The organism is Pseudoponticoccus marisrubri (assembly GCF_001482405.1).
Lineage (GTDB): Bacteria > Pseudomonadota > Alphaproteobacteria > Rhodobacterales > Rhodobacteraceae > Pseudoponticoccus > Pseudoponticoccus marisrubri.
In genome coordinates this window covers 78,388-105,369 of sequence record NZ_LPXO01000008.1, presented here as the reverse complement: position 1 = coordinate 105,369, position 26,982 = coordinate 78,388, and the positions used below count along the sequence as shown (strand labels likewise).

At 68.6% G+C, this 26,982-nt stretch carries 21 protein-coding genes; 12 read left to right on the top strand and 9 right to left on the bottom strand.

The window, feature by feature from the left end; genetic code table 11:
* Window position 1: 1 nt before the first annotated feature.
* Entirely contained in the window at window positions 2-766 is a 765-nt protein-coding gene (locus AVJ23_RS14050; protein WP_058862838.1) for a WecB/TagA/CpsF family glycosyltransferase, read from the top strand.
* A gap of 161 nt (window positions 767-927) precedes the next feature.
* Here the strand turns inward: AVJ23_RS14050 and AVJ23_RS14045 are convergent, their stop codons facing one another.
* From AVJ23_RS14045 to AVJ23_RS14035, 3 genes are read right to left on the bottom strand one after another with little or no spacing between them, the layout of a single operon-like run.
* A complete protein-coding gene (locus AVJ23_RS14045; protein WP_058862837.1) occupies window positions 928-1,701 on the bottom strand; it encodes an SDR family oxidoreductase in 774 nt (257 codons plus the stop codon).
* Window positions 1,698-3,263, bottom strand: a complete 1,566-nt coding sequence (locus tag AVJ23_RS14040; protein WP_058862836.1) for a GMC oxidoreductase — start codon at window positions 3,261-3,263, stop codon at window positions 1,698-1,700. The genes AVJ23_RS14045 and AVJ23_RS14040 overlap by 4 nt, the downstream gene beginning before the upstream one ends.
* Window positions 3,260-5,311 (bottom strand): acyltransferase family protein, encoded by a 2,052-nt coding sequence (locus AVJ23_RS14035; RefSeq protein ID WP_058862835.1) that lies wholly within the window; start codon window positions 5,309-5,311, stop codon window positions 3,260-3,262. Before AVJ23_RS14035 ends, AVJ23_RS14040 begins: the two co-directional genes overlap by 4 nt.
* A 127-nt stretch (window positions 5,312-5,438) precedes the next feature.
* Between AVJ23_RS14035 and AVJ23_RS14030 the strand changes: the two genes are divergently transcribed.
* Window positions 5,439-5,936, top strand: a complete 498-nt coding sequence (locus AVJ23_RS14030; RefSeq protein WP_058862834.1) for a serine O-acetyltransferase — start codon at window positions 5,439-5,441, stop codon at window positions 5,934-5,936.
* 13 nt (window positions 5,937-5,949) lie between these two features.
* On the opposite strand, the gene AVJ23_RS14025 is transcribed toward AVJ23_RS14030, so the two are convergent.
* The gene (locus AVJ23_RS14025) at window positions 5,950-7,236 is read right to left on the bottom strand and encodes a glycosyltransferase family 4 protein (RefSeq protein WP_058862833.1); all 1,287 of its coding nucleotides are present in this window, start codon (window positions 7,234-7,236) and stop codon (window positions 5,950-5,952) included.
* Window positions 7,218-8,621, bottom strand: a complete 1,404-nt coding sequence (locus AVJ23_RS14020; protein ID WP_058862832.1) for a hypothetical protein — start codon at window positions 8,619-8,621, stop codon at window positions 7,218-7,220. Before AVJ23_RS14020 ends, AVJ23_RS14025 begins: the two co-directional genes overlap by 19 nt.
* Before the next feature lie 260 nt (window positions 8,622-8,881).
* On the opposite strand from AVJ23_RS14020, the gene AVJ23_RS14015 reads away from it, so the two are divergent.
* Window positions 8,882-10,045: a glycosyltransferase family 4 protein gene (locus tag AVJ23_RS14015; RefSeq protein WP_058862831.1), complete on the top strand. Its 1,164-nt coding sequence runs from the start codon at window positions 8,882-8,884 to the stop codon at window positions 10,043-10,045.
* A gap of 3 nt (window positions 10,046-10,048) precedes the next feature.
* Here AVJ23_RS14015 and AVJ23_RS14010 read toward each other — a convergent pair whose 3' ends face one another.
* Window positions 10,049-11,944, bottom strand: a complete 1,896-nt coding sequence (locus tag AVJ23_RS14010) for an alpha-amylase family protein (protein WP_058862830.1) — start codon at window positions 11,942-11,944, stop codon at window positions 10,049-10,051.
* A gap of 195 nt (window positions 11,945-12,139) precedes the next feature.
* Between AVJ23_RS14010 and xsc the strand changes: the two genes are divergently transcribed.
* Complete coding sequence (gene xsc, locus AVJ23_RS14005; protein ID WP_058862829.1) at window positions 12,140-13,915, top strand: sulfoacetaldehyde acetyltransferase; 1,776 nt, start codon at window positions 12,140-12,142, stop codon at window positions 13,913-13,915.
* A 54-nt stretch (window positions 13,916-13,969) separates the two neighbouring features.
* Window positions 13,970-14,941, top strand: a complete 972-nt coding sequence (locus tag AVJ23_RS14000) for a YeiH family protein (protein ID WP_084794603.1) — start codon at window positions 13,970-13,972, stop codon at window positions 14,939-14,941.
* Here the strand turns inward: AVJ23_RS14000 and AVJ23_RS13995 are convergent.
* Complete coding sequence (locus AVJ23_RS13995) at window positions 14,938-16,110, bottom strand: mandelate racemase/muconate lactonizing enzyme family protein (protein WP_058862827.1); 1,173 nt, start codon at window positions 16,108-16,110, stop codon at window positions 14,938-14,940. The two genes, AVJ23_RS14000 and AVJ23_RS13995, sit on opposite strands and share 4 nt — an antisense overlap.
* Before the next feature lie 188 nt (window positions 16,111-16,298).
* On the opposite strand from AVJ23_RS13995, the gene AVJ23_RS13990 reads away from it, so the two are divergent.
* The 7 genes from AVJ23_RS13990 to AVJ23_RS13960 all read left to right on the top strand — a co-directional run bounded on the left by AVJ23_RS13990 (window position 16,299) and on the right by AVJ23_RS13960 (window position 25,177).
* A complete protein-coding gene (locus AVJ23_RS13990; protein WP_058862826.1) occupies window positions 16,299-17,819 on the top strand; it encodes a sulfatase family protein in 1,521 nt (506 codons plus the stop codon).
* Between the two features lie 13 nt (window positions 17,820-17,832).
* Window positions 17,833-18,987: a mandelate racemase/muconate lactonizing enzyme family protein gene (locus AVJ23_RS13985; RefSeq protein ID WP_058862825.1), complete on the top strand. Its 1,155-nt coding sequence runs from the start codon at window positions 17,833-17,835 to the stop codon at window positions 18,985-18,987.
* A gap of 31 nt (window positions 18,988-19,018) precedes the next feature.
* Window positions 19,019-20,938: an ABC transporter substrate-binding protein gene (locus tag AVJ23_RS13980; protein ID WP_157772678.1), complete on the top strand. Its 1,920-nt coding sequence runs from the start codon at window positions 19,019-19,021 to the stop codon at window positions 20,936-20,938.
* 71 nt (window positions 20,939-21,009) lie between these two features.
* Window positions 21,010-21,993, top strand: a complete 984-nt coding sequence (locus AVJ23_RS13975; RefSeq protein WP_058862823.1) for an ABC transporter permease — start codon at window positions 21,010-21,012, stop codon at window positions 21,991-21,993.
* A complete protein-coding gene (locus AVJ23_RS13970; protein ID WP_058862822.1) occupies window positions 21,990-23,135 on the top strand; it encodes an ABC transporter permease in 1,146 nt (381 codons plus the stop codon). The genes AVJ23_RS13975 and AVJ23_RS13970 overlap by 4 nt, the downstream gene beginning before the upstream one ends.
* Entirely contained in the window at window positions 23,125-24,195 is a 1,071-nt protein-coding gene (locus tag AVJ23_RS13965; RefSeq protein ID WP_084794584.1) for an ABC transporter ATP-binding protein, read from the top strand. The genes AVJ23_RS13970 and AVJ23_RS13965 overlap by 11 nt, the downstream gene beginning before the upstream one ends.
* On the top strand, window positions 24,188-25,177 hold the full coding sequence (locus AVJ23_RS13960) for an ABC transporter ATP-binding protein (RefSeq protein ID WP_058862821.1): 990 nt from the start codon (window positions 24,188-24,190) through the stop codon (window positions 25,175-25,177). Before AVJ23_RS13965 ends, AVJ23_RS13960 begins: the two co-directional genes overlap by 8 nt.
* Before the next feature lie 30 nt (window positions 25,178-25,207).
* Here the strand turns inward: AVJ23_RS13960 and AVJ23_RS13955 are convergent, their stop codons facing one another.
* Together AVJ23_RS13955 and AVJ23_RS13950 are read right to left on the bottom strand one after the other, a co-directional pair.
* Complete coding sequence (locus AVJ23_RS13955) at window positions 25,208-25,864, bottom strand: GntR family transcriptional regulator (RefSeq protein WP_058862820.1); 657 nt, start codon at window positions 25,862-25,864, stop codon at window positions 25,208-25,210.
* Between the two features lie 171 nt (window positions 25,865-26,035).
* On the bottom strand, window positions 26,036-26,965 hold the full coding sequence (locus AVJ23_RS13950) for an AEC family transporter (RefSeq protein WP_058862819.1): 930 nt from the start codon (window positions 26,963-26,965) through the stop codon (window positions 26,036-26,038).
* Window positions 26,966-26,982 lie beyond the last annotated feature (17 nt).

Genomic DNA, 26,982 nt, shown 5'->3' with positions numbered 1-26,982 from the left:
AATGATTTTTCGGATCGGCGACCACGAGGTCGAGGTCAACGTGCCAAGCTGGGCCGTGCTGGAAGCCCGCATCGTGGAGCGCTTTGCGCAACGCAAGGGCTTTGCGCTTGCGACCCTCAATCTCGACCACCTGGTCAAGCTGCGCCAGTCCGCGCCGTTCCGCGCGGCCTATGCGGCGCAGGATTTCGTGGTGGCCGATGGCAACCCGATCGTCTGGATGGCCCGGCTGGCCGGGCGGCCGGTGGCGCTGATCCCGGGCTCCGAGGCGATCCTGCCGCTCTGCCATGTCGCGGCGCGCCACGGTGTGAAGGTGGCGCTTCTGGGGGCCAGCGACCCGGTGCTGGCCGCGGCGAAGGAATATCTCGAACGCGAGGTGCGCGACCTGCAGGTCGTCTGTTGCCTGGCCCCGCCCATGGGGTTCGATGTCACCGGCCCGGCCGCGGATCGCGCGCTGGAGCGGGTGGCGGCCTCGGGCGCGCGGCTGTGTTTCATCGCCATGGGCGCGCCCAAGCAGGAGATCCTCGCGGCGCGCGGCCGGCGCATCGCGCCCGCGGTGGGCTTTGCCTCGATCGGGGCGGGGCTGGATTTCTTTGCCGGCACGCAGAAGCGCGCCCCGGGCTGGGCGCGGCGCCTGTCGCTGGAATGGCTCTGGCGCATGGCGGGCGATCCCAAGCGGCTGGGCCCGCGCTACCTGAAATGCATGGCGATCCTGCCCGGGCAGATGCTGCGCGCGCTGGTCTCGCGCCTGCGCTCAAGCGATGCCTGAGGGCAGGGGGCAGGGGGCCGCGCGGCGCGGTGACGAAATATCAGCATTCCCCCTCCCTACCGCCCTTCACCCTAAGGTGAGTCGCAGAATATTCCCCTAATGCCCGCCAATCCGGTTCGGATCGGCCGCCGGGAGGGGGCTGTCGCAGGGCGCGCGGGGTCTCAACCCTCCAGTCGGCGCGGCCTGCGGCGGCGCATCAGCACCAGGTCCTTGAGCTTGCCCTTCAGCCCGCGTGGCGGCAGGACCTCGTGGTCCATTTCGAACACGGCGCCCGTCAGTGCGGAATCGCGGCGGCAGGCCAGTTCGGCCCCCCAGCGCGCGGCCACGGCAGGGTCCAGCCCGTCGGGTATGCCCATGCCGGTCTTCAGCATGCCGGGCATCCAGTCGCCGATCACGATGCCCGGGAAGCGGTCGCCCAGGTCGGCGACCAGGGCGCGGGTCAGGATGCGCGCCGCCCCTTTCGAGACCGAGTAGGCCGAGGCGGCGGGCAGCGGCGCGATATCGGCAAAGGTCGCGACATTGAGGATCCGTCCCTTGCCCTGCTCGGCCATGTCGCGCAGTGCGGCATGGCTGCAATGGACCGGACCGCCGAGATTGGTCGCCACCGTGTCCATGAAGCCCTGCGGCGTGCCGGACAGGAAATCCTGCCGCGGGTAGATCGCGGCATTGTTGATCAGAAGGGCAAGGGGGCCGTGGCGCGTGCGCAGCCCGGCAAAGGTGGTGGCAACGGCATCGCCGTCGGAGACGTCCAGCGGCACGGGCAGGAAGGTGCCGCCGGTGCAGGTGGCACCCGTCTCCTCCAGCGCTGCGGCGCGCCGACCGGTGCCGGCCACGGTGAAGCCGCGGCGGCAGAGTTCTTGCGCAAGTGCCCGGCCCAGCCCCGAGCCCGCGCCGGTCACGATGGCCAATCCGTCGTCGGGGGTCACGCGGGTCATGGGGTGGGCTCCGTCAGGTGGGCGGCCACGCGCAGCGCGTTGGCGGCGATGGTCAGGCTGGGATTGACCCCCATCGAGGTCGGAAAGACCGAGGCGTCGGCGACCCAGAGATTGGCCAGGTCATGGCTGCGGCAATCGGGGCGTAGGACGGAGTGCGCGGGATCGGTGCCGAAGCGCAGCGTGCCGCAGGGATGGCCGAAATTCGGCTCGGGCGCGTGGCCCAGGAACAGGCGCCGATGCCCGCGAAAGGCGTGGCCGATGGCCCGCCGGAACGCCTTGCGCCGCGCGCGCAGTGCGTCATCCACGGTGTAGACCAGCGACAGCCGCTCGGGCCTGTCCGGGTCGTAGGTGACGCGGTTCTCGGGGACGGGCAGATCCTCGAGCAGGCCCACGAAGATCTGCGCACTGCCGAAGAGCCGGTGGGCCAGCGCTGCCGGAAGGCGGGTCATCTGGCGCAGCCCCGCCACCCCGGCAAGCGGAGAACGGTCCAGCATCTGGTTGAGGTAATGCACGATCTCGCCATAGGAGGCGCGGATCCCCATGGATTGCACCGTGCCGAAGCGCTGGCCGTCGTGGAAATAGAGATCGCGCAGGGCGATCGCCTTGGTCGCGCCATCCCCGGAAGCGCCCCCCTTGGGCCAGAGCGCGAAGAGCTCGTTGAGGTGGAACATCAGGTTGCGCCCCACAAGGCCCGAGCGATTGGCAAGCCCCTGCGGGAACCTCTCGCAGGCCGAGGCCAGCAGCAGGCGGGGCGAGTTCAGTGCCCCGGCGGCCAGGATGTAGCGCTCGGCGGTGAACCGGACCGGCGTGACCCCGATGCGTGCCTCGACCCCGGTCACGCGGTCACCTTCGCTGGTCAGCCGCGTGACCTGCGCGTCGCAGAGCAGCGTGGCGTTGCCCGTGGCCAGCGCCGGCTCCACCCCGGCCGAGCGGCCGTCCATCTTGCAGCTCTCGGGGCATTTGTGGCCAAGGCACATCCGACAGCCGTCGATGCGGCGCAGCGCCGTGGGCGCGTGGTAGGGGTGCAGCCCGGCGGCCGACAGGCTCTGCATCAGCGAGGCCTCGGTCTCGGTCAGTGGCGGCGGCGCGCGCAGCGGCAGCGGCGCCTCGGTCGCGGCCGGGTCGGGCGCGCCATGCACCTCGTAGAGCCGGGCGGCCGCGTCGAACCACGGCGCGAAGGCGTCGAACCCCACCGGCCAGCCGCCGGTCGGGTGAGGCCGGTCGGGACGATCGTCCAGGTCGTGGCGCTCGGGGCGCTCCAGCGTCGCCGCGTAGAAGACCGAGGACCCGCCCGGCCCCGCGCCCAGCGGGGCGTAGAGGCTTTCTTCGCGCCCGTTCAACGTGACATGGACCGGGTCGGGCCAGAGCCCGCGGGCCTGCCGTGCCTCGGGGACGAAGATCTCGGACAGGCCGTTCTCTTCGCGCCGGAACCCGGCGGACCCGCGTTCGAGGAAGAGCACCTTCTGCCCCGCCTCGGCCAGCGCGCGCCCGATCGTGCCGCCGCCGATCCCGGTGCCGATCACGATGGCGTCCCAACGGGTTTGCGCGGCCGGGTGGCTCATCGCGTCGCGGGCCCGGTCAGGGCGGTCTGCCGCGTGGTGCGCGCAAAGACCGGCGCGAAGAGGTCGCGCACCCGCAGGGCGGCGGCATTGGTCAGGTGGTTGTTGTCGAAATACTGGCCCACCCCGTCGCGCACCGCGTGGCACGCCGTCGCGTTGCAGAAGCGCGGCCAGGGGTCGAGCAGCGTGATCGCGCCCGTCTCGGCCAGGTCCTGCCAGGGCGCATCGGCCAGTGCGGCGCGCAGCGCCAGCGCCTCGCGCGGGACCGAGGCCGCGACACGCGGTGCGGCGGCCAGCGGCCAGCCGGCATGGGCGGCTTCGCGCGCGGCTTCGCGGCTGTCATAGGCGGGGATCTCGGGGGGTTGGCGCAGCACGAAGATTTCGTCGACCCAATCCTGTAGCACTGCGACCGTGTCCTGCGCCGCGCGCACCAGCAGCCGTGCATTGGTGTCCTGCGCGCTGGGTGGCCGCGTCGTGGGGTAGAGGTCGATCCGGTTTGCGGCATCCAGCCCGGTGCCCGTGCCGCTGGCATAATAGCTCCACCGCCCGATCAGCAGCACCGTGTCGACACTGTCCAGCCGGCCCAACCCCTGCCGGATCTGCAGGTTGGCCTGGGTGCACAGCGTGTCCTGCGCTGGGCTCGCCGCGCTTTCGACCTTGCGCAACCCGACCAGCGGCGGACAGCCGGCGCGCCACAGGATCAGGCCGGGCACGCCGGCCTCGTGCGCGGCGGCGTCCAGCCCCTCGCGCACGGCGCGCACATGGCTGTCGCCCCAGACCAGCACCTTGGGCGCGCCCTCGGGGCCGATCGGGCAGACCTCGAGCCCCTGCAGCGGCAGGGTGTCGGCAATGTGGCAGCGGCTCCAGTCCTGCAGGAAATCACCCGTCGCGGCGATGTGGGGGCGGGCCGCGGGGCCGAACCGGTCGGGCAGCCCGTCGCGCAGGAACAGCCAGCCCCCCAGCGCCAGCGCCGCGACCGAAGCCAGCGCCGTGCCGCCCAGCACCACCCCGCCCGGCAGGGCGCGGGCCTGCCGCACCGGCGTCTCGACAAAGCGCCAGGACAGCCAGCCCAGCCCGATCGACAGGGCGATCCAGACCGGCGCCTCGATCAGGCCATAGCCGTCGCGCAGGTAGTCGGAGAAGGTGAAGATCGGCCAGTGCCAGAGGTAGAGCGAATAGGAGATCAACCCGAAGAACCGCGCCACCGGGTGGCAGAGCAGCCGGTTGACCGGGTTGTCATCCGCGCCGCTGGACAGGACCAGCACGGTGCCCAGCACCGGCAGCAGCGCCAGGAGCCCCGGAAAGCCCGGCCCGGCCGGGATCACGAGGATGGACAGCAGGATCAGCCCCAGCCCGACCCATGACAGGGCAGGGTGGCCGCGCCAGCTGGCCCGCGTCTCGGCCCCCCAGATCGCCAGCAGCACGCCGGACAACAGCTCCCACGCGCGGAAGGGAAACAGGTAGAAGGCCGCCTGCGGCTGGGTCGGGGTCAGCGCGACGCAGGCGGCGAGCGACAGCGCCCAGAGCGCGCCCAGCACCACCACCGGCCCCCAGGGGCGGCGCAGCCGCGACAGCGCCAGCAACAGCAGTGGCAGGACGATGTAGAACTGCTCCTCGACGGCCAGCGACCAGGTATGCAGCAGCGGCTTGTCCTCGGAGGCGCTGTCGAAATAGCCCGCCTGCCGATAGAACAGGATGTTGGACAGGTAGACGGTCGAGGCGATCACCGTCTTGCCGAACTCGCGGTATTCGAAGGGAAGCAGCAGCGCCCAGCCCAGCAGCGCCGTCACCGCGATCATCGCGAAGAAGGCGGGCGCCAGCCGCCGGAACCTTCGGACGTAGAAATTGGCCAGCCAGATGCGCCCGGTCTCGCGGTATTCGCGCCAGAGGATGCCGCCGATCAGGTAGCCCGACAGGACGAAGAACACGTCCACGCCCACGAAGCCGCCCTGCAGCGGCAGGCCGAAATGGTACAGCACCACCGCCAGCACGGCGACGGCGCGCAGCCCGTCGATCTCGGGGCGGTAGGGCAGGGCGGGAAGCGCGGTCATCTGTGTCCTTCTGGCAGGGCGCGGCGGCACGCCTTGTTTCTACACGGCACGTCCCTGTTGCCATAGGCGTCGCGATGGCGCATTTCAGGGCGCGACTGTGGCGATTTGCGGGCCGGGGGCGGGACAGGTGGACGAAATCGGAATTTCCGCCGAGGTGCCGGACTGGTCGCGCGAGCGGATCGAGCGCTTCTGGGATCCGGGCAAGAAGATGATCCGCGCCGTGCGCCGCTACCAGGCGGCGCGGGCCCGGGGCGGGATGTTCGGCCGGCTGGCCGCGCGCTACTGGGTGCTCAACCACCTGTGGTGGTCGACGATCTGCCAGAGCGAGCTGCACCTGACCACGAAGATCGGCGGCGGGCTGCGGCTGACCCATCCCACCGGGATCATCATCCACCCCGAGGCGGTGATCGGCGTGAACTGCATGATCTTCCACCAGGTGACCCTGGCCGGGCCGGTGGTGCTGGGCGGCCATGTCGATATCGGCGCGGGCGCCAAGCTGATCGGCCCGCTGAAGGTGGGCGATCACGCGGTGATCGGGGCCAATGCGGTGGTCACGCAGGATGTGCCGGCCGGGGCAACCATGGCAGGCGTGCCGGCCCGGGTGATCTCACGCCGCACGGTCTGACTGGGGCGCTGGCTTACGCGAAGAGGTCGAGCCCCGTCAGCGGCCGTCCCGCCTGCACCGCGGCGTAGACCTGCGCCACCTGCCGCGCCTTGCGCTGCCACGTGAAATGGCGCTGCACCCTGTCCCGCGCTGCGGCGGCCATGCCGGGCAGGTGCGTCGGATCCGCGACCAGTTTCTCCAGCGCCGAACGGAAGCCCGCGATGATCTCCTCCCGCGGGCCGCAGGGCACCTTGAGCCCGGTCTCCGCGGTCACCAGCTCGCCCGGCCCGGCATAATCGACGATCAGCGGCACCACGCCCAGCGCCATCGCCTCGAGCACGACACCGCCGCCGAATTCCCGGATCGAGGGGAAGGAGAGCAGGTGGCAGCGCGCCAGCACATCCTGCACCGCCTCGTGTGCCTGCCAGCCGTGGAAAGTGACGCCGGGCAGCCCGGCCGCCTGCGCCTCGAGCTGCGGGCGCATGGGCCCGTCACCGATGATGTCGAGCGTCAGGCGCCCGTCGGCCAGCAGCGGCGCGGCGGCCTCCAGCAGCATGTCGGGCCCCTTGTAGGGCACCAGCCGCCCGACAAAGGCGGCGCGCAGTCCCGCGCCGGGCGTGGCGACCCGGTTGAACCGCGCGGGGTCGATGCCGTTCTCGGGCAGCCAGACCACCTTGTCCTGCACGGCGCGCGGCATCTCGGAAGCGGTGTGGCGCGAGCCGGCGAGGATCGCCGCGGCCTGCCGCAGCGTGGCCCCGCGCCCGGGCAAGAGCTTGTAGGCCGCGCGCACATGGCTCAGCCATTCCTTCTCGGCCCGGCGCTCGGCCTCGAAGCCCGCGGGCCAGGGCACGCCGCCATTCAGTGGCCCGAGGATGAAGGGCACGCCGGCCCGCGCACAGCGCGCCGCCAGCAGCGACGAGATCGTCGGCGAGAGCGGCGTGATCCGGTGCACGATGTCGAAATCCCGGATGCGCGGGCCGAAAATGCGCCAGACCAGCCGCTCGAACCAGGGATAGCTGAGCGCATTGACCGCCTGCACCATGGTCCAGCCCTTGCCCTCGCCCATGCGCAGGCGCTCGGCCAGCTTCCACATGGGCCGAGCCAGCCGCTCGGAATCGATGGCGGTGAAATCCTGCCCCTCGACCATGCCGGCGCGCAGGAAGGCGTCGCGGTTGCGCACCTGCGTGACGATATGGACCTCTGCCACCTCGCGCAGGGCAGTGGCCAGCGACCAGCCGACCAGCGGCACGCTGACCCATTCGGGATTGGCGGCCTCGGCGATCGCCAGCACGCGCGGGCGGCTTACATGATCGATTTCCATTGCAACCCTTCTAGCCGTGCGCTGCGCAGGCGCAGCCTTTCGGCGCGCAGCTTCTCGGCATAGCCCGTCAATGCGCCCACGATCAGCCATGTCAGCGGCGTCAGCGTGGCGTTGGGGATCATGTCGGTGACGTTGATCGCCAGCATCAGGCAGAGCGGCCCGACCAGTGGCGAGACACGGCCGCGCTCGCTGGCCATGACCTCGCGCCCGATCAGCAGCAGCGGCAGGATCAGCAGCCCGAACTCGGCCACGAAACCGACCCAGCCATAGACACCGATCACGATGATCCAGCGCCCGTCGGTCACCGTCAGGATATTGCCCGAGACCGGGTCGAGGATGTGGTTGCGCCCCCAACTGCCCCAGCCGAAGACCGGCTTGAGATAGGCGCGCTCCAGCAGCGTGTTCTCGTTGTCGAAGCGGAATTCGAGGCTGGCGGCGCGCTGCGGGTCGATGCTGGCGGCCTGGTTCAGCAGGCGCTGCTCGGGCACAAGGTCGGCGCCCTTGAGCACCGGGTAGGCCAGCGCCAGAAGGCCGATCACCATGGCGATGCGCACCTGCATCCGCGTGCCGAGGAAGATCACCATGGGCACCAGCAGCACCGCGAATAGCAGCGCGCCCAGCGAGTTGGACAGCACCACGATGGCGCCCAGGTAGAGCCCCGCCAAGAGTAGCTTGAAGCGGCCGTCATCCAGCCGCTCGCGCCACAGCGCCCAGGCCGAGACCAGCGCCGTCATGGCGAAGAAGGCCGTCCAGAGCCCGTGATAGAGGAACACGACCGGGCGGTAGCCGCCGCCGCGGATCGACTGGCCGAACAGGTGCTGGTAATAGCCGTAGACCCACAGGTTCAGCTGCGGCGACAGGCGCATCTCGATCAGCATCAGCAGCGAGTAGACCAGCCCGCCCACCATCAGCGCGAAGAGGATCTCGCGCTGGGCCCCGCCGCTGGCCAGGTGCTTGCGGGCCAGAAGGAAGGGCAGAACCAGCAGGAACTGCCCCAGCACCAGCGCCACCGCGTCCTTGATCGTCAGGCCGGGCAGGCCGACCTGCCCGTAGAAGACGGGCTCCTCGTTGTTCAGCACGGTCAGGGCGGGCGACAGGATGAAGGTCGCCAGCAGCACCCGCCCGGCCAGCGATTGCGGCAGGTAGGATCCGCCCTGGTCGCCGAATTTCCACAGCGTCACCATGAAGGCCGCCAGCGCGGGGATATTGTGCTTGTTCAGCGGCGGCATCAGCGGCAGGTCGAAGACCGCGGGGCTTTCGGGCAGGAAGAGATAGCCCAGCATCAGCCCCCAGATCAGCGCGCGATCCGCCCGCAGCCGCCCGAACAGCGCCACGATGACGATCGGCCAGATGGCCAGCGCGAGAAAGGCGATCGGATTGGGCATGGTCCCCGGGTCAGCCAGAACAGGCGGGCCCGCCTGTCCGGTGGCAGGGGAACCCGTGCGCATCTGATAGCAGCGGCATCGGGCAAAGTCGCGACCGCAATGCAGCAAAACCGTGAAGGCGTCGGGCCCCGGGGCCCGGGATGGATCGTCGCGCGAGATCCCACAAAGCGCCCCAAAGCCGCCGCATCTGCCCTATAGTCCGGGCGTGGCCGGGGACAGACCCGGGCTGGCCCGATTCCGCGACCCGAAAGGATGCGACCGTGACATTGCCCCGGCTCAGGATCGCCTATCTGTGCGACCACTCGCCGTTGGACCGCAACATGTATTCCGGCGGCAATGCCCGGATCCACGACGCGCTGCAGGAACATGTGGGCGACGTGACCATCCTGTCGCAGGGCTGGTCCGCGGCCGAGCCGCTACGCCGGCTGATCATGGCCGCGCCGGACCGCGTGACGATGCGGCTGCGCTGGCGCGCGCATCTGGCACTGCGCAGGGTCATCGCAAGCGGGATCGAGCGCGAACTGCGCGCCAATCCGGCGGACATGCTCTTTGGCGCCTATGCGTTTCACACGCTGGCCGGGCTGCGCGTGCCGCCGGGCATGATTACGGCCTTCACCTCGGATGCGACGCCCACGGTCTACCGCCTGTCCGAGATCGGGCAGGCCTATCGCCGGGTCTTTCCGCTTGGCCGGCTGCTGGACGACTGGGTCGAGCGGCAGGAACGCGCGGCCTTCCGCTCGGTGGACCTGCTGCTCTGGCCCTCGCGCTGGCTGTGGCACGAGACGCAGACACGCTATGACCTGGATCCTGACCGCTGCCACCTGGTGCCCTGGGGCGCGAACATCCCCATGCCGCCGCCCCCGGCGCCGCGCGCCGTGTCACCCGGTGCGCCAATCGAGCTGCTGGTGATCGGGCGGGACTGGTTCGCCAAGGGCGGGCCGGTCGCCTTCGACACGATGCAGCAGCTGCGCGCCGCGGGGCTGGATGCGCGGCTGACGGTCATCGGCTGCGTGCCGCCGGAGTTCCACCGCTCGGCGCAGGTGACGGTGCATCCGCAACTGAACAAATCCGTGCCCGAAGAGCTGGCCACCTTCGAGGCGGCGCTGGCCCGGGCGCATTTCCTCGTCCAGCCCTCGGTGGAATCCTACGGTTTCGCCTTTTGCGAGGCCTCGGCCCATGGCCTGCCGTCGCTCTGCCTCGAAGTGGGCGGCGTTCCGGTCTGGGACGGGCAGAACGGCCATGCCCTGCCGCTGGGCAGCGATGCGGCCGCCTTCGCCCGGCTGATCCGCAGCTATATCGACGACCCCGCGCGCTATGTCGCGCTCTGCCGGTCGGCGCGGGATCTCTACGAGGCGCGGCTCAACTGGGACGCCTGGGGCCGCCGCGTGGCCGAACTGGTGGCCGAGCGGCGCCGCGCGGTTTGAGCGCTAGCGCAGCCAGACCCGGGCATAGGGCGGCAGCGCGATCGCGCCGTCGCTGGTGCGCACCGGCTGGTCGGACAGGATGTCGTGCAACTCGACCGCGCCCTGCTGCAGGGCCCAGGCCGCGGGCAGGGCAGTCCATGTCTCGGTGAAGTTGAACACGCAGACAAGGCTGCCCGTGGGCGTGCGCCGGGCAAAGGTGAACAGCGCCGGGCTGCCGCTGCGCAGCACTTCGGTCGGGTTGGCGCCATGCAAGGCGGGGGTCGCCGCACGGCGGTGCAGGATGTGGCGCAGCCCCGCCAAGACGCGGCCCTGCGGGCTGACCGGCTGGGCCTCGGCCTCGGCGGCGCGGTCCCAGTCCATGATCGGGCGGTGCAGCCAGCGGCTGTCATGTGCGTGCGGCGGGTAGTCGACATAGCCGTAATCGTTCAGCATGGCGATCTCGTCGCCCATGTAGACCAGCGGGATGCCACCATAGCTGGCGATCAGCGCATGGCCCATCAGCAGCCGGTCGATGGCGCGGTCGACGCGCTCGTCGCTGGCCTCGTCCAATGCGCGTTCCAGTCCCGCCAGCGAGGCGCAGGTGCCGCTGATGCGCTTGTCGCCCGTCTCGGGATTGTACTGGAACAGCTGCCCGCGCGAGAAGGAGCCGGGGAAGATCCCCTCGTAGAAATCCGACAGGAAGCCGCGATGCAGGGCTCCGGACATGCCCACCGCCGCGGCATCCTCGTCGGTCACCGCCCAGCCGATATCGTCATGGCAGCGCAGGTAGGTGGCATAGGTGGCGTTGGTCAGCGTGGCGGGGAAATGGGTGCCCATCACATGGGTCATCAGCTGGGTGTCGCGCGAGGCCAGCGCCGACCAGATCTGCACCATGAGCGAGTTGTGATAGGCAAGGTTGCCCTCTTTCCCGTCATGCCGGCCGCGGCCCAGATAGGGCAGCATCTCCTCGGGGCCGACGATCGCCTCCTCGAGATGGATCACTGCGGGCGCGACGATGCGGCAGGCGGCGCGCAGGGCCTGCAGGATCATGTGGCATTCCGGCTCGGACTGGCAGCGCGTGCCCATGCGCTTCCACATGAAGGCCACCGCGTCCAGCCGCAGCACCTCGACCCCGGTATTGGCGAGGAACAGCATCACCTTGGCCATCTCGAGGAAAACCTGCGGGTTGGCCCAGTTCAGGTCCCACTGGTGTTCGTTGAACGTGGTCCAGACCCAGGCCTGCATGTCCTCGTACCAGGTGAAATTGCCCGGCGCGTTGTCGGGGAAGATCTCGACCAGCGTCTCTTCGTACTGTTTCGGCAAGGTGTCGTCGTCGAAGACGAGATACATGTCGCGGTGCTTTGCATCGCCCTTGCGCGCCTTCCTGGCCCAGGCATGTTCCTTGGCGGTGTGGTTCAGCACGAAGTCGATGCAGACGCTGATGCCCGCCGCGCGACAGGCGCGGGTGGTGGCGAGGAAATCCTCCATCGTGCCGAAATCGGGATTGATGGCGCGGTAATCCATCACCGAGTAGCCGCCGTCATTGTCGCCCTTGCGCGGCTTCAGGCAGGGCATGAAATGCACGTAGGAAATGCCGAGGTCCTTGAGATAGGGCAGCTTGTCCTGCACCCCCTTCAGGTCTCCGGCGAAGCGGTCGATATAGAAGGCATAGCCGTTCATGTCGGCGCGCTGGAACCAGTCGGGTTCGAGGTCGCGGCGCATGTCCAGCGCCTTGAGCTCGGGATCGCGCTCGCGCCAGGCCTTGCGCATCGCCTTTTCCAGCGCCTTGCAGAAATCGCCATAGCCCGGATGGCCGCCATAGAGCGCCTCAAGCATGTCCCACAGGTCGGCGTGGCTGCGCGCGTGGCGCATGTCGAAGATCTGGTCGTCGGTCAGGGCGGCGGGGGCGGATTTGGGCATGGGCGCGGCACGTGCTTTCGATGGTCCGGTCAGAAGTGGCATCCACCCTGCGGCATGGTCCGGCAGCGCGCAATCGGGATGTGGAATCTGGACCTAACTTGGCGGTAGAACTGGCCCTATCGGCCCCCGCGGCCAGCGGATAGGTTGCCGCGCAACGCCGGCCGCGGGGCCGGAGCCGCCGCTTGGAGACCAGCCATGAAAATGACCACCGAAGAAGCCTTTGTGAAAGTGTTGCAGCGCCACGGGATCGAGCATGCCTTCGGCATCATCGGCTCGGCCTTCATGCCGATCTCGGACCTGTTCCCCCGCGCCGGCATCACCTTCTGGGACTGCGCGCACGAGGGCTCGGGCGGGATGATGGCCGATGGCTACACCCGCGCCAGCGGCAGGATGAGCATGATGATCGCCCAGAACGGCCCCGGCATCACCAATTTCGTCACCGCGGTGAAGACCGCTTACTGGAACCACACCCCGCTGCTGCTGGTCACGCCGCAGGCGGCCAACAAGACCATCGGGCAGGGTGGCTTCCAGGAGGTCGAGCAGATGGCGCTGTTCCGCGACATGGTGGCCTACCAGGAAGAGGTGCGCGACCCCTCGCGCATCCCCGAGGTGCTGACCCGCGTGATCGCCAAGGCCAAGCAGGCCAGCGGACCGGCGCAGATCAACATGCCGCGCGATTTCTGGACCCAGGTGATCGATGTCGAGATCCCCGAGCCGATCGAGTTCGAACGCTCCCCGGGCGGCGAGGGCTCGGTGGCAAAGGCCGCGCGCCTGCTCTCCGAAGCGAAATCGCCGGTCATCCTGAACGGGGCGGGCGTGGTGCTGGCCGAGGGCGGCATCGCCGCGTCGATGGCGCTGGCCGAGCGGCTGGAGGCGCCGGTCTGCGTCGGCTACCAGCACAATGACGCCTTCCCGGGCTCGCATCCGCTCTTTGCCGGGCCGCTGGGCTACAATGGTTCCAAGGCGGCGATGGAGCTGATCCGCGATGCGGACGTGGTGCTGGCGCTGGGCACGCGGCTGAACCCGTTCTCGACCCTGCCGGGCTATGGCATGGAATACTGGCCGTCCGACGCCAAGGTGATCCAGGTCGACATCAATCCCGACCGGATCGGGCTGACCAAGAAGATCTCGGTCGGGATCGTGGGTGACGCGGCCAAGGTGGCGCATGGCATCCTCGGGCAGCTGTCGGAGGAGGCGGGCGATGCCGGCCGCGACGCTCGGCGCGCGAAGATCGCCGAGACCAAGTCGCGCTGGGCGCAGGCGCTGACCTCGATGGACCACGAGGACGACGACCCGGGCACCACCTGGAACGAACGCGCCCGCGCCGACAAGCCCGACTGGATGAGCCCGCGCATGGCGTGGCGCGCGATCCAGCAGGCGCTCCCGCGCGAGGCGATCATCAGCAGCGATATCGGCAACAACTGCGCCATCGGCAACGCCTACCCCTCGTTCGAAGCAGGGCGCAAATACCTGGCGCCGGGCCTGTTCGGACCCTGCGGCTATGGCCTGCCGGCGATCATCGGCGCCAAGATCGGCTGCCCGGACGTGCCCGTGGTGGGCTTTGCCGGCGACGGCGCCTTCGGCATCGCGGTGACCGAGCTGACTGCCATCGGCCGCCCTGAATGGCCCGCGATCACCCAGATCGTCTTCCGCAACTACCAGTGGGGCGCCGAGAAGCGGAACTCCACCCTGTGGTATGATGACAATTTCGTCGGCACCGAGCTGGACGAGCAGGTCAGCTATGCGGCCATCGCGCAGGCCTGCGGCCTGAAGGGCGTCGTCGCGCGGACCATGGACGAGCTGAGCCAGGCACTGGACCAGGCGATCAAGGACCAGATGTCCGGCACCACCACGCTGATCGAGGCGCTGATCAATCAGGAGTTGGGCGAGCCCTTCCGCCGCGACGCCATGAAGAAGCCCAACGTGGTGGCCGGGATCGACCCCGCTGACATGCGCCCGCAGACGGCCTGACGCGTGCTGCGGACCGAAGAGCTGAAGGCGTACGGCGCGCGCGCCCGGGCGCTGATGCCCGGGGTGCTGGTCTCGGTGCTGGTGGCCCTGGCCGCGCAGTTCGTGGCCGAGCACTATGCCGCGCCGGCCATGCTGATGGCGCTGCTCTTCGGGATCGCGCTGAACTTCCTCAGCGAGCCGGGCCCCACCGTGGACGGCATCGCCTTCACCGCGCGCACCGTGCTGCGCATCGGCGTGGCCATGCTGGGCGCGCGGATCAGCGTCGATCTCTTCCTGTCGCTGGGCTGGGGGCTGATCGCGCTGCTGGTCTTCGGCACCGCGGCGACGATCCTCTTCGGGCTGGCCTTCGCCCGGGTCTTCGGGCGCGGGCCGCGCTTTGCCGTGCTGACCGCCGGCGCGGTGGCGATCTGCGGCGCCTCGGCCGCCATGGCCATTGCCGCCGTGCTGCCCCGCGACGACCGGTCGGAGCGCAACCTGCTGTTCACCGTGCTGGGCGTCACGCTGCTGTCGACCATCGCGATGATCCTCTACCCGATCCTGACCAACGCGCTGGGCTTCGACGACCGGGTGGCGGGGATCTTCATCGGGGCCACGGTGCATGACGTGGCGCAGGTGGTCGGCGCGGGCTTTTCCATCTCCGAGGAGGCGGGAGAGACCTCGACCCTCGTCAAGCTGATCCGGGTGTCGCTGCTGGGCCCGGTCGTGGTGCTGATCACCCTGGCCTGGCGCAACACGGCGACCGGGGATCGCGGCGACGCGCCCCCGGCGATCCCCGGTTTCCTCGTCGGTTTCCTGGTCTTCGCGGGGCTCAACTCGGCCGGGCTCATCCCCGACTGGCTGGGCGCGGTGCTGGCGCGCGCCTCGGGCTGGGCGCTGCTGGCCGCCATCGCCGCGGTGGGCATGAAGACCGACCTGCGCAAGGTGCTGCAGGTGGGCGGCGGCGCCATCGCGCTGATCGTGGGCGAGACGCTGTTTCTTGCCGCGCTGGTGCTGGGCGGGCTCTACGTGCTGGGCATCGCCGGCTAGCCCATCTGCACGCCCTTGTGGGTCGCGCTGGCCTGCAGGGTCCGGTGCGGGGCAAGGCTTTCGGGCAGTTCCGTGATCCCAAGGCCGGGGCGATCGGGCAGGATCAGCCTGTTCTGTGCCGTGCCGTCAGGAAACGGGTCGAAGGCCACGCGCAGCGGGTTGGGGTTCACATCCACCTCCAGCAGGCCGGGCCCGCCCGTGGCGGCCAGAAGTGCGGCCGAGGCCAGGAGCCCGATCCCGCCGCCAAGGTAATGCGGGCAATAGGTCAGGCCCCGGTCCAGCGCCGCGCGGGCCACCGGCCCACAGCCGGTCAGCCCGCCCCATTTCACGATATCCGGCTGCAGCACGCCGAACAGGCCCGAGGCGATGGCCGCGTCGAACCCGTCTCTGCCGGCGATGTTCTCGCCCCCGGCCAGCGGCGCGCGCGAGGCTGCGGCGACACGGGCCCAGTCCCCGGGCGGGGCATCGGCGGGGATCGGCTCCTCGATCCAGCCCGGGGGCGCTTCGCCCACGGCCTCGGCAAAGCGGATCGCCTGCGGCACGTCCCAACCCTGGTTGGCATCGGTAAAGAGCCGCTCGCCCGCGGCCAGCCCGTCGACAAGGCTCAGCGTGGCGCGGATATCGGCGGGCAGGTCGAACCCGACCTTGATCTTGAACGCATCATGCCCGGCCGCGCGGCAGGCCGCGATCGTGTCCGCCGCACCGCGCACATGGATGCCGCTGGCATAGGTCGGTACGCTGTCCGGGGCATCAGGGTTCAGGAAGCGCGCGAGGCCCAGCCCTGCGCGCCGCGCCAGCAGGTCGTGAAAGGCGATGTCCAGCCCGGCGATCACTTGGTCGAACGGGCCCCATTCACGGCCTTGCAGCGCGCGGATGCGGGTGCGGGCGGTGAGGTCGTGGAACGGCGCGTGGCGATCAGCAAAGCGCTGGCCGATCAGCAGGTCGGCGAGGTCCAGCACCAGCAGCCGCGCGCGATGCTCGGCCCCGGCGGCGGGCCAGTTGGCAAAGACCTCGCCCCAGCCGAAGGCGCCCTCGTCATCCTCCAGCCGGACAAAGACGGCGGGCCGGTCGCGCATAGCGCCGAAGGAGGTCTCGACCGCGCGGTCGAGCGGGACGCGAAAGACCTGCGCCTCGATCCGGGCCAATGGCCTGATGTCGGGATCCTGCATCCCCTTCCCCCGTGTTTCGGGCGGCTTCGCCCCGGTTTCGACAGGGTAAAACCAAGAAAAAGTCGATCACAAGAAAAAAATCGTCGACGATTTTGGTATGACCAGATATCCAGATGACAGGAGAGGGCACGAATCAGGGAGGATGACATGACAGGCAATCGGCCGCAGATCCGGGCGACAGCGCCCGCATGACCCTTCCTCCCGACATCCTGCTGATCACCACCGACCAGCATCGCGGCGACTGCATCGGCGGCGCCGGGCGGCGCATCCGTACGCCCAATGTCCAGCGCATTGCCGATCGCGGCGCGCGCTTCGACACCTGCATCACGCCGCATCCCATGTGCCAGGCGGCGCGGGCCTCGATCCTGACGGGCAAGCTGCCCTACAGCCACGGTGTGCGCGACAATGGTCGCAACCTCGACCCCGCGCTGGCCGAGGACGGGCTGGGCGGGCTGTTCGGCCGGGCGGGCTATGACACGCGCTTCATCGGCAAGGCGCACCTGTCCACGCATGAGACCTTTGCCCCGACCGGGCAGCCGGAATGCTATGGCTCGGTGGCCGATTACCCGGACACGTGGGACGGCCCCTATATGGGGTTCGACAAGGTCGCGCTGACCCTGCGCCCACACCACCATTGCGGCTGGAAGGATCGTCCCTACACGCTGCATTACGAGAATTTCCTCGACCGGGACGGGCAGGGCGGGGCGCGTTGGGCGCAGGCCAAGCAGGCCGTGGCGCCGCTGACGACCGACAAGCAGGTCTGGCGCTCGGCGCTGGGGGACGAATGGATGTCGACCGCCTGGGTCGGTGACCGCACGGTCGAGATGCTGGACGAGGACCGCGAGGCGCCGCTGATGGCCTGGGTCTCCTTCCCCGATCCGCACCCGCCCTTCCTGGCCGCGGCGCCGTGGTCGACGCTGTATGATCCGGCCGAGGTCGACCTGCCGCCGCACCGGGTGCCGGATCTGGACCGCCGGCCCTGGTGGCACCGGGCCTTTCTCGAAAGCCCCGTGCGACGCAACCAGAAACGCGTGCATGCCGATGACCAGCCCTTCTGGGGCTATGACGGCGCGCCCGAGGATGACGCGCTGCGTGACATCATCGCGGTCTATTACGGCATGATCGCCGCCATCGACTTTCAGCTGGGCCGCATCCTCGATCGGCTCGAGGCGGCGGGGCGGCTGGAGACCACCATCGTGATCTTCACCTCGGACCATGGCGAGTGGCTGGGCGATCACGGGCTGCTGCTGAAGGGGCCGATGCTCTATGACGGGCTGCTGCGCGTGCCGCTGGTCATGTCGGGGCCGGGGATCGCGCCGGGCCGGTACGACCAGCCGGTCTCGACGCTGGACCTGCGCGCCACGCTGGCCGAACTCTGCGGGCTGGACGCTGCGCCCGATGACGGGGCATCGCTCACTGATGTGATGCAGGGGGCCGCGCGCCACGTGGCCCATGACGAATGGGAGGTCGATGCGACCCGCAGCGGCGTCGACCTTGACCTGCGCACCGTGCGCTCGGCCACGCACCGGCTGTCGGTCGACCTGAAGAGCGGCGCGGGCGAGCTCTATGACCTCGCCGCCGACCCGCACGAGATGACCAACCTCTGGGACGATGCCGCGGCGGCACCGACGCGCGACGCGCTCTGCGCCGAGATCGCCGAGACCCGTCCGGGAATGATACCGGCCGCGCCGCGCGTGGGCTGGCACTGAAGAAGGGAAAGACATGTCCAAGATCACCGCAATCGAACCGCTGCTGGCGCGGGTCGGCATCCGCAACCAGCTGCTGGTCAAGGTGAGCACCGATGACGGGCGGGTCGGCTGGGGCGAATCCGGCCTGTCGGCGCGCGAGGACGCCGTCGCCGCAACGATCCACCATTTCGCGGACTTCCTTGTGGGCAAGGACAGCAACCAGATCGGCCGCATCTGGCAGGAAAGCTATCGCAGCCAGTATTTCGAGGGCGGGCGCGTGCTGACCGCGGCCATGTCGGCCATCGACATCGCGCTCTATGACATCCTGGGCAAGCGGCTGGGCGTGCCGGTCTACCAGCTGCTGGGCGGCAAGCAGCGCGACGAGATCCCGACCTTTCCCAGCGCGCAATCGACCGATCTGGACGAGCTGATCTCAAAGGCGCGGGTGCTGGTCGATGCCGGCTGGGACTGCCTGCGCATCTATACCGGCGAGTTCAACGGCAACGGTGTCTTCGACCCGCGCCGCAACCTCAACCAGGCCACCAAAGAGCTGATCGCCCTGCGCGAGGAGTTCGGGCCGGACCTCTGCCTTGGCATCGACCTGCATCACCGCCTGTCGATCGCCGAGACTGCGGATTTCTGCAACCGTCTGCCCGCCGGCACGCTGGACTTCCTTGAAGAGCCGATCCGCTGCGAGACGCCCGAGGCCTATCGTACCCTGCGCGCCATGACCAACATCCCCTTCGCCGTGGGCGAGGAGTTCGCGTCGAAATGGCAGGCCGCACCCTATATCGAGCAGGGCCTGACGCAGTACATGCGGCTGGACATCTGCAATATCGGCGGCTTCACCGAGGCGATGAAGGTCGCGGGCTGGTGCGAGCGGCACTACGTCGACCTGATGCCCCACAACCCGCTGGGGCCGGTCTGCACCGCCGCTACGATCCACATGGCTGCCGCGGTGCCGAATTTCAGCTGGGCCGAGACCCGGCAGAGCCCGGTGGAGACCCTGGGCTTCCACGATCCCGAACTGTTCCCGGTCCAGGTCGAGCTCGAGGGCATCACCTACAAGGTGCCCGACCGTCCCGGCCTTGGCGTCGAGGTCGACGAGGAGAAGATCCGCGCCACGACGCCCGAACATGTCGAGCCGCCCCACCTGTGGCGCCCCGACGGGTCGGTCACCAACTGGTGAGCCCAATCACTCAGCAAGGAGGAGGAGACTTATGCTGTTGACGAGGAAATGGACGACGATGGCCAGTGCCATCGCGATGGCGGTGGCCGCCCAGGCCCACGCCTTCGAGGAGGGCCCGCAACTGGCCGAGCAGGTCGCCGCGGGCGAGCTGCCCCCGGTCGAGGAGCGCCTGCCGGCCGAGCCGCTGGTCATGGACACGATCGAGGGGCCGGGGGAATATGGCGGCACGTTGCGCCGCGCCATCCTCGGCGGTGGCGACCAGCACAACATGGTACGCACCATCGGCAGCGACAACATCGTGCGCTGGTCCCCGGACTGGACCGAGGTCCGTCCCAACATCGCCAAGTCGTGGGAGGTGTCCGAGGATGCCTCGACCTTCACCTTCCACCTGCGCGAGGGCATGAAATGGTCGGACGGCGCGCCGTTCAGCGCCGACGACATCCTGTTCTGGTACGAGGACATCTTCACCAATCCCGACCTGACGCCCAACAAGGACGCGACCTTCGTCGGCCCGGCCGGCCCGGTCACCGTCACCAAGATCGACGACTATACGGTCGAGTTCGATTTCGGCGCGCCCAACGGGCTGTTCCTGCAGGGGCTGGCCTACGGGTTCGGCTATCACGCCACGGCCTATCCCAAGCATTACCTCAGCCAGTTCATGCCCAAGTACAATGACGATGTGCAGGCGCTGGTCGAGGAAGAGCCGGCGGCGGGCGACTGGATCCAGCTGTTCAACCTCAAGGCCGGGCCGATGGACACGCCACTGTTCTGGCAGAACCCCGACCGCCCGACGCTGCATGCCTGGCACCTGACCAATGCCTATGGCGCCACCGACCGGGTCGAGGCGGTACGCAACCCCTACTACTACAAGGTGGACAGCGAGGGACAGCAACTCCCCTATATCGACCGCATCACCTATGACCAGGTCGAAGATGTCGAGACCATCCTGCTCAAGGCCTTCAACGGCGAGATCGACTACATGCTGCGCCATATCGGCCGGCCGTCCAACAAGGCGGCGCTGACCGACAACATGGAGCGCGGCAAGTACCGCTTCTTCGACGTGGGCGACCTGCCGGGCAACAGCATGATCCCGATGATGAACCTCAACCACACCGACCCGGTGAAGCGCGAGGTGATCCAGAACAAGGATTTCCGCATCGGTGTCAGCCACGCCATGAACCGGCAGGAAATCATCGACCTGCTCTATTTCGGGGCGGGCGAGCCGGCGCAGGTCTCGCCACGCCGCAGCAGCACCTTCTACCGCGAGGAGTACCAGAAGCAGTATACCGAGTACGACCCGGAGCTGGCCAACGAGTATCTCGACAAGGTGTTGCCCGAGAAGGATGACGAGGGCTATCGCCTGGGACCGGACGGCGAGCGGTTCACGCTGATCTTCCTGGTCGCGGACGTGTTCGGCATGCAGTATCCCGACGCGATGGAGCTGATCCAGGGCTATGCCCGCGACGTGGGTCTCGACTTCCAGATCCGCGCCACCGACCGGTCGCGCCTGATCGAGCTGCACACCTCGAACAATTTCGACGCCTACCTGTGGAACTGTTCGGGTGGCCAGGCCGACATCTACACCTCGCCCATGTGCTACATGCCGATGATCTCGAACTCGGTCAGCTGGGCGCGGGAATGGGCGGCCTGGAACCTCGACCCGACCACGGGCGAAGAACCGCCGCAGGCCGTCAAGGACATCTTCGACAAGTACAAGGAGATCCGCGCTGCCGCGACGCCGGAGCGGCAGGAAGAGCTGATGTTCGAGATGCTGGACATGCAGGCCGAGCAGTTCTTCACCGTGGGGATGATCCATACCGACCCGGTGTTCGGGATCGCGCGCAACAACGTGCGCAACGTGCCGGACCCGCTACCGATCAGCGGCCAGCTCTGGTTCCCGGCCCCCTACACCGCGCAGATGTACTTCGAGGGTGGTGAAAACCTGCCCTGATCCGAAGTACCCTTGCGGGCGCCCGCTTGTCCTCCCGGCGGGCGCCCCGACCTGACAGAAACGGAGCAGTCATGGGTGCCTTCATCCTGCGGCGGGTTCTCTACATGATCCCGACCGTCTTCCTGGTCTCCATCGTGACCTTCATCATCATCCAGCTGCCGCCGGGCGACTACCTGGATGCGCTGGCCGCCGAGATGGGCGAGGCGGGTGTCGACAACACCGCCGTGATCGAACAGCTGCGCGAGCAGTACGGGCTGGGTCAGCCCATGTACCTGCAATACTGGAAATGGATGACCGGCATCCTGTTCGAGGGCGATTTCGGCATCTCCTTCGAGAAGAACCTGCCCGTCACTGACGTGATCTGGGACCGGCTGGGCTGGACCTTCGCGATCTCGATCCTGACACTGCTGTTCATCTGGATCGTCGCGCTGCCCATCGGCATCTACTCGGCCGTGCGCAAGTACTCGGTGGGCGACTACGTGGCGACCTTCTTCGGCTTTGTCGGGCTGGCCGTGCCGAACTTCCTGCTGGCGCTGCTGATGATGTACGTGGCCTTCAAGTATTTCGGCCAGTCGGTCGGCGGGCTCGTCAGCCCCGAATACCTGAACGCGCCGTGGAGCTGGGCCAAGTTCGTCGACCTGCTGAAACATATCTGGATGCCGGTCTTCGTGGTGGGCACCTCGGGCGCGGCGGCGCTGATCCGCATCATGCGCGCCAACCTGCTGGACGAGCTCTACCGCCCCTATGTCGTCACCGCCCGTGCCAAGGGCATGTCGGAATTCCAGCTGCTGATGCGCTATCCCGTGCGCGTGGCGCTGAACCCGTTCATCTCGACCATCGGTTGGATCCTGCCGACGCTTGTGTCAGGCGAGATCATCGTCGCCGTGGTGATGAACCTGCCCACGACCGGGCCGCTGCTGCTGCGCGCGCTTCTGGTGCAGGACATGTACCTGGCCGGCTCGCTCATCCTGATCGTCAGCCTGCTGACCGTGATCGGCACGCTGCTGTCGGACGTCCTGCTTGCCTGGATCGACCCGAGGATACGCTACCAATGACCGCCATCGATTCCGCAGCCGAGGTCCAGGTGGCCGAGGCCCCGAACACGCCGGCCCTGCTGGGCCCCTGGGCCCTGATGTGGCGCCAGTTCCGTCGCCACAAGGTGGCCTATGTCAGCCTCTATCTCGTCGGCTTCATCTATTTCGTCGCCCTGTTCGGCGAGTTCCTGGCCCCGGCCGACCACCTCGAAACCAACACCCGTGCGCCCTTCGCACCGCCGCAGGGCATCCATCTCTTCACCGAGGACGAGGAGGGCGGCCGGCAGTTCCAGCTGCACGCCTACGGGCTGAAGATGGAGATCGACCGCGAGGCGATGCGCCGCCATTTCGTCGAGGACCCCGAGAAGATCATTCCGCTGGGCTTCTTCGTGAAGGGCCACGAGTACCGGCTGCTCTGGCTGATCCCGACGGACCGGCATTTCTTCGGCCCGAAGGATCCGGACCAGACCGTCTATTTCTGGGGCGCCGACCGGCTGGGGCGCGACATTCTCAGCCGCATCATCATGGGCACGCGCATCTCGATGTCGATCGGCCTTGTCGGCGTGGCCGTGTCGCTGGTGGTGGGCATCGCGCTGGGCGGCATGTCGGGCTATTACGGCGGCTGGATCGACACGCTGATCCAGCGCCTGATCGAATTCCTGCGCTCCATCCCGACCATCCCGCTCTGGATGGGACTGGCCGCGGCGATCCCGCTCGACTGGCCGCCGCTGCGCACCTATTTCGTCGTCACGCTGATCGTGTCGATGATCGGCTGGACGACGCTGGCGCGCGAGGTGCGCGGCAAGTTCCTGTCGCTCCGGCGCGAGGATTTCGTGATCGCCGCGCGGCTCGACGGGCTGTCGGACTGGGAGATCATCCGCAAGCACCTGGTGCCCAGCTTTGCCAGCCACATCATCGCCTCGCTCACGCTGGCCGTGCCGCTGATGATCCTGGCCGAGACCTCGCTGTCCTTCCTAGGGATCGGGTTGCAGCCGCCCATCGTGTCCTGGGGCACGCTGCTGAAGGAGGCGCAGAACATCCGCACCATCATCGAGGCGCCCTGGCTGCTGATCGCCCCGGGCATTACCATCGTGGTCGCTGTCCTCGCCCTCAACTTCCTCGGAGACGGCCTTCGCGATGCCGCAGACCCCTATGCAAACTGATCCCAACACCCCGATGATCGAGATCCGCGGTCTCAAGACGCATTTTTTCACCGATGACGGGCTGGTCAAGGCGGTCGAGGGGGTCGATCTGGACATCCATCCCGACCGCACCCTCTGCCTGCTGGGCGAGTCGGGCTGCGGCAAGTCGATCCTGGCCCGTTCCATCCTGCGCATCGTCGATGCGCCGGGCCGGATCACCGGCGGCAGCATCCTCTACCGCGCCGCCGACGGGCGCATGGTGGACCTTGCCCGGGCGCGGCCCGGCTCGCGCGAGCTGCGCGAGATCCGCGGCGGCGACATCGCGATGATCTTCCAGGAACCGATGAGCTCGCTCGGGCCTATCCAGAAGATCGGCCGCCAGATCACCGAGACGATCCGCCTGCATCGCGACGTCTCCAAGGCCGAGGCGCGCGAGGAGGCGATCGACATGCTGGCCCGCGTGGGCATCCCGCGCCCCGCCGAGCGGTTCGAGGCCTACCCGTTCGAGCTTTCGGGCGGGATGCGCCAGCGCGCCATGATCGCCATGGCGCTGTCCTGCCAGCCGCGCCTGCTGATCGCCGACGAGCCGACCACGGCGCTGGACGTGACCACGCAGGCGCAGATCCTCGACCTGATCGCCGAGCTGCGCGAGGAGTTCCGCATGGCGGTGTTGCTGATCACCCATGACCTGGGCGTGGTGGCCGAGACCGCGGATGACGTGGCGGTGATGTACATGGGCAAGATCGTCGAGAAATCAGATGTCTACGGGCTCTTCGAGGCGCCCAAGCACCCCTATACCCGCGCGCTTCTGGAATCGGTGCCGCGCATCGGCCAGATCGGGCGCGGCCGGCTGCCGGCGATCCGCGGCATGGTTCCGCACCCGCTGGCGCGGCCCTCGGGCTGTACCTTCCGCACCCGTTGCGACCACGCCATGGCCGGGCTCTGCGACCAGCGCGAGCCGCGCCTGAAACCTCAGGGCGCGGGAGAGGTCGCCTGCTTCCTGCATGACGACGAGGTGCGCCATCCCGCAAAACGCAACGCCGCCCGCCCCGGGCAGGACACGGAGAGCGCCGATGCCTGATGCCATCCTGCAGGTGCGCGACCTGACCATGACCTTCGGCGCCTCGGCCGGCGGTCTGCTGAGCAAACCCGCGCCGGGCTTCGTCGCGGTCGATACCGTCTCGTTCGACGTGCGCCGGGGCGAGACCTTCGGCATCGTGGGCGAAAGCGGCTCGGGCAAGACGACGCTGGGGCGCTGCATCATGCGCGTGCTCGACCCCTCGGGCGGCAGCATCCGCTTCCAGCCGCGCGAGGGCGACCCGGTCGAGCTGGCCGACGCGCCGCCGCCGCAGCTTCGGTCGGTCTGGCGCAAGCTGCGCATGGTCTTCCAGGACCCGCAGGCCTCGCTCAACCCGCGGCTGCGCGTGATCGACGTGGTGGGCCAGTCGCTGCAGAAATCCGAGGGGCTGAAGGGCAAGGCGCTGGCCGACCGCGTGGGCGGGCTGCTCGAGGCGGTGGGCCTGCGCCCGGAATTCATGCAGCGCTATCCCAACGCCTTCTCGGGCGGGCAGCGGCAGCGGCTGGGTATCGCCCGTGCGCTGGCCACCAATCCCGAGCTGGTGGTCGCCGACGAGGCGGTCTCGGCGCTGGACGTCTCGATCCAGGCGCAGACGCTGAACCTGCTGCAGGACCTGCAGGAGGAGTTCGCGCTGACCTACCTGTTCATCGCGCATGACCTCGCCGTGGTCGAGCATATCTGCGACCGGGTCGCGGTCATGTATCGCGGCCAGTTCGTCGAGGTGGCCGACACCGACACGCTGTTCCGCACGCCGCGCCACCCCTATACCCGCGCCCTGCTCGAGGCCGTGCCGGTGGCCGATCCGCGCAAGCGCCGCCGCGGGGCCGGCACGGCGGGCGAGCCGGTGGATACGGGCGCCACGCCGCAGGGCTGCCGGTTCAGTCCGCGCTGCCCGCATGCGACCGACCTCTGCCGCCAGACACGGCCGCCGGCCCGCAGGGTGGAGGGTGCCGACGTGCTCTGCCACTACGCGGGCGAGATCTGATCGCCAACCGGCCGGGCCGGACGGGCCCGGTCAGCCGCCCAGTGCGCGGATATGCTGCGAGATCTGCGTATACGAGCCCTGCACGTGCAGGCGGATTACCCGGTCGGCTTCGACCGGGTCGCCGGCGCGGAAGGCGGCGATCAGCGCATCATGTTCGGCCACGATGTTCTTCAGGCGCGCCCGGCTGATCGGCAGCTGCGCGGTATGCACCGACAGCGCGATGCGCAGCTTGTTCCACGTGTCGGCGGCCACGTCGTTGTAATGGAAATTGCTGATGATGGCGTGGAACTGCCCGTCGAGCTTGCGGAACGTGTAGGCGTCGGAATTGTCGAGGACGCGGATCTGATCCTGCACGGCGGCCAGTTCCTCGATCACCGCCGGGTCGGCATTCTCGGCGAACCAGCTGACGAAATAGGGAGACAGCAGCTGCAGCACCTCGAAGGTGTTCTGGATTGTGCTGGCATTGGCCCGCCGCACCGTCGCGCCGCGGTTCTGGTGGATGTCGACAAAGCCCTCGCCCTGCATCTGGCGCAGCGCCTCGCGCACCGGGCTGGCACTGACCCCGAACCGCGCCGCCAGCTCCGAGATCTTGAGCCGCTGCCCGCCGACCAGCTTTCCGCGCGAGATATCGTCGAGGATCGCCTCGTAAAGCGATTCCGATTGCGGTTCCTGGTCCTGAAGCTGCACGGGCGCCCTCCCTGCCTACGGATGCCCGATCCTACCCGCTCCGCCCCGACAGGCCAAGCAGCTATCGCTCAATATGTGCGTTTCGGCGACCAATTCGGCTCGATTATCGATTATTTTTGATGGCGCAAATTGACCGGCGCTCAAAACAGCTCCGAAAGGCGCCGACCGCCCTCAGAACTGGGTGACCGTGGCGATCACGGCGCTGACGGTCAGGATGCTGGCCACGGTCGAGATCAGGATCGAGGCGGAGACGCGGTGCGGGGCGATGCCGTAATGCTGGGCGAGGATGAAGACATTGCCCGCCACCGGCAGCGCCGCCGCCGAGATCGCCACCGAGGCGCGGTAGGCGTCGACGGGGAAGAAGACGTAGACCGCCAGCGCCACGAAGAACGGGTGCAGCACCAGCTTGGCAAAGCTGAGCCAGGCCGCGATCTGCACCCGCTCGGCCGATTTCGACGCCAGCGAGGCGCCGATCGCGAAGAGCGCCCCCGGCGTGGCCGCCGCCCCCAGCGTGGTCAGGAAGCTGTCGGCCACGGCCGGCACGCCCAGCCCGCTGGCCGAGACGCCCAGCCCCAGCGCGATCGAGACGATCATCGGGTTCTTGACCAGCCCCAGCGCCGCGGTGCCCAGCACCGCGATGCCGCCCTTGTGCTCGCGCGCGCCGGTCACGAGCATGGTCAGCAGCGAGGAGAAGACGATCAGGTCGATGGACAGGATCAGGATGATCGGGCCCACCGCCTCCTGTCCCAGCAGCACCGCCAGCATCGGCACGCCGAGAAAGCCGGTATTGCCGATGGCGGCGCATTGCGCCTCGATCGAGGCGGTGGGCAGGTCCAGCCCGCGCAGGAAGGCCACGAACATGCCCAGACCCCAGGTGAAGGCGGTGCCCCAGAGATAGGCCATGGCAAGGCGGAGCTCGAAGATCTCCTCGAAGCGCAGCGTGGCCGAAAAGCGGAACAGCATGGCCGACAGCGCGAAGTAGAAGACGAATTTCGTCAGGTGCGCCGCGGCCTCCTCGGGGAAGAACCGCGTCTTCGCGGCCCCGTAACCCAGCCCGATCAGGCCGAAAAAGGGCAGGGTCTTGAGGAAGATCTCGAGCATGACCGCTGCTTAGCACG